Below are 2520 nucleotides of genomic sequence, written 5' to 3'. Positions count from 1 at the left end.
GGCTGAGGTGGCCGCCTCCGAAGCGATAATCGCAGTGGTGCTGGCCGGGGCAGTAGTGCGGGTTTCGCCTGGGGTGGATCCGGCGCTCCTGACTGCGGTGCTGCGTGTGGTGCGCGGCTCGGGGGCATGATCACCATCCCGGCCGGCGTACGCGTGCTGCTGGCGACCAAGCCTGTGGATTTCCGGCGTGGCGCGCACGGCTTGGCGGCGCTGGCGGCCGCGGCGCTGGACGAGGATGCCTTCTCGGACGTGGTCCTGGTCTTCCGCTCGAAGCGGGGCGACAAGCTGAAACTCCTGCACTGGGATGCGAGCGGCCTGGTGTTGGTCTGGAAGGAGCTGCAGGGCGGCGCGTTCCGCTGGCCGCCGATCACCGACGGCATGGTTCGGCTGTCGGCGGTGCAGTTTGCGGCGCTGTTTTCTGGCCTCGATTATGCGCGTGTGCAGAGCGAGAGAAGGATTCCCAGGCCGACGGCCGCGGCGTAGACTCTCGACCGCTGAGCAGCAGCGGCGAAGCGACGCAAGCTCTTCCAGAGGATGCCTTCGAGGTCAGGCCGGTGGTGGCGCGGATGCGGGAGATTCTGCTCGGCTCGGTGCGGCTGTTTGCTGACGAGACCACCATGCCGGTGCTCGACCCCGGCCGGGGCAAGACGAAGAAAGGCTTTGCCTGGGCGATCGCCCGCGATGACCGGCCCTGGGGCGGCACCGAGCCGCCGGCCGTGGTGTTCCACTACGCCCCGGGCCGCGGCGCCAAGCACGCCCGGGAGCTGCTGGCCGGCTACACAGGTATCCTGCAATGCGATGGCTACGCCGGCTACAAGGGCCTGGCCGCGCCGAAGGACGGCGGCGAGGGCGTAACGCTGGTCTACTGCTGGAGCCACGTCCGACGTGGGTTCTTTGAGCTCGCCAAGAACAAGACGGCGCCGATTGCTGAAGAGGCGCTCCGACGCATCGCCGCGCTCTACGCCATCGAGGATACCATCCGCGGCGAGCCGCCCGACCTCCGACGTGCCACCCGGCAGGCCAGAAGTCAGCCGCTGGTGGCAGACCTGTTCGCCTGGCTCCAGCAGCAGCTGGCGCGACTACCAGGCGGCAGCCCGACGGCAGAGGCGATCCGCTACGCCCTGAACCACCGCGATGGTCTCGAGCGGTTTCTCGAGGACGGCCGCGTGGAGATGGACTCAAACGTCGTCGAGCGCGCCATCAGACCGTTGGTCTTGAGCAGAAAGAATGTAACTCCCAAGCACCCCCTGTCGACGGTTATGCCGAGAGGAGTTCCACCAGTTCGTTTGGTGGCATGGTCAGCGCCCGCAGGATGTTGACCCCGTGCTTCCGGGCGGTGGAGATGACCGAGCGCATAGTGGCGAATATCTCCGCGCCGACCACGGTTCGAAACCCACCGGAGATCTTCATCCGCAGCTTCATCATGCGGATGTCTCGCTCCGCCTGGTTGTTGGTGAACGGCACGTCGAAGTCCGCGGTGAACCGAAGCACGTCGGCTTTGCGGTCGCGCAGGCGGAGCAGCAGATTGTGCCCCGTCCGTCGCGGCGGCCTGCCGCGGGCGCCGGGCGTGCGCAGGAGCGGCGCCTGGCCCTCGTGCAAGGCAAACCCCAAGGCCAGTGCCGCATCGTAGGCGACCGAGATACGCTGTTTGTCGGCCTCCACCAACGCCACCGCGCCGCCCGCGCGGGCCTCGCACACCTGATTGTTCGCCGCGCGCAGAAGCGCGTGCATCACGCGGGCCCAGGGCTCGCGCTCAATCTCGATGAGCGCCTGGAGCTCGCGCAGATGGTGCGCATTGCACAGGGCGTGTTGCGCACCGCGCAGGGCGTAGTAGGCCTTGAAATGATCGTGGACGATGACGCCGTCAGCCATGGTTCTGGGCACGTCGCCACGCGTCTCGCCGACGCGGTAGTGCGTGTAGACGGCGCTGGAGGCGCTGTGCAGCCAGCGCGTCTTGCCGCCGACGCGAAAGCCGGTCTCGTCCAGGTGACGCAGCTTGGCGGCCACGACGCTCGCCGCGATATGCGCCAGCACCGGTGCCTGCGCCTCGGCGGCTTTGCCTACCCAGGCGACCACGCTCGCGGGGCAGAGACGGGCGGTGGCGAACAGATCGGCCATGGCTTCGCAGACCCGATCCTCGGGGATCAATTGCTGCACGTTGAGATAGACCGCTGTTGCCCGCAGGCGTGGTCCGTATTGCACCTGCGCCGTCACCGTCTCGGGAAATGCCGCCGTGGTGGCGCCGCGGCAATGGTGGCAGCGGTAAGTCACGGTGCGATGCTCGGTGACTTCCAGGTGCGGCTGCGGCTGGTCGAACACCTGACGGCGCTCCTCCCCCGTGACCATCGCCTCCGTCAGGCATGCCTCGCAGTGCCGGCAGGTGGTGGCGGCGTGGCGCTCGATACGGTCTGGCTTGTCGGTCGGGCGCAGGGTGTCGCCATGGTGGCCCGTCTGGCCGCCGCTCTTCTTGCCTGATCGGCCGCGCAGGCTTTTGAACACGCGCGGCGGCTTCTTGAGGCC

General features: G+C 68.1%; 2 protein-coding genes and 1 pseudogene. 2 read left to right on the top strand and 1 reads right to left on the bottom strand.

Annotation, left to right across the window (positions count from 1 at the left end):
- Positions 1–126: 126 nt before the first annotated feature.
- Both tnpB and tnpC (VF632_RS02300) read left to right on the top strand, forming a co-directional pair.
- On the top strand, positions 127–483 hold the full coding sequence (gene tnpB, locus VF632_RS02305; RefSeq protein WP_331021226.1) for an IS66 family insertion sequence element accessory protein TnpB: 357 nt from the start codon (positions 127–129) through the stop codon (positions 481–483).
- A 53-nt stretch (positions 484–536) separates the two neighbouring features.
- Positions 537–1229 (top strand): annotated as a pseudogene (gene tnpC, locus VF632_RS02300) (IS66 family transposase); the annotation flags it as partial.
- A gap of 28 nt (positions 1230–1257) precedes the next feature.
- On the opposite strand, the gene tnpC (VF632_RS02295) reads toward tnpC (VF632_RS02300), so the two are convergent.
- The coding region (gene tnpC, locus VF632_RS02295; protein WP_331021225.1) for an IS66 family transposase at positions 1258–2520 on the bottom strand (1263 nt) is incomplete at its 5' end.

It is taken from the genome of Longimicrobium sp., from assembly GCF_036388275.1.
Taxonomy (GTDB): Bacteria; Gemmatimonadota; Gemmatimonadetes; order Longimicrobiales; family Longimicrobiaceae; genus Longimicrobium.
This window is presented reverse-complemented; position numbering and strand designations above follow the sequence as displayed.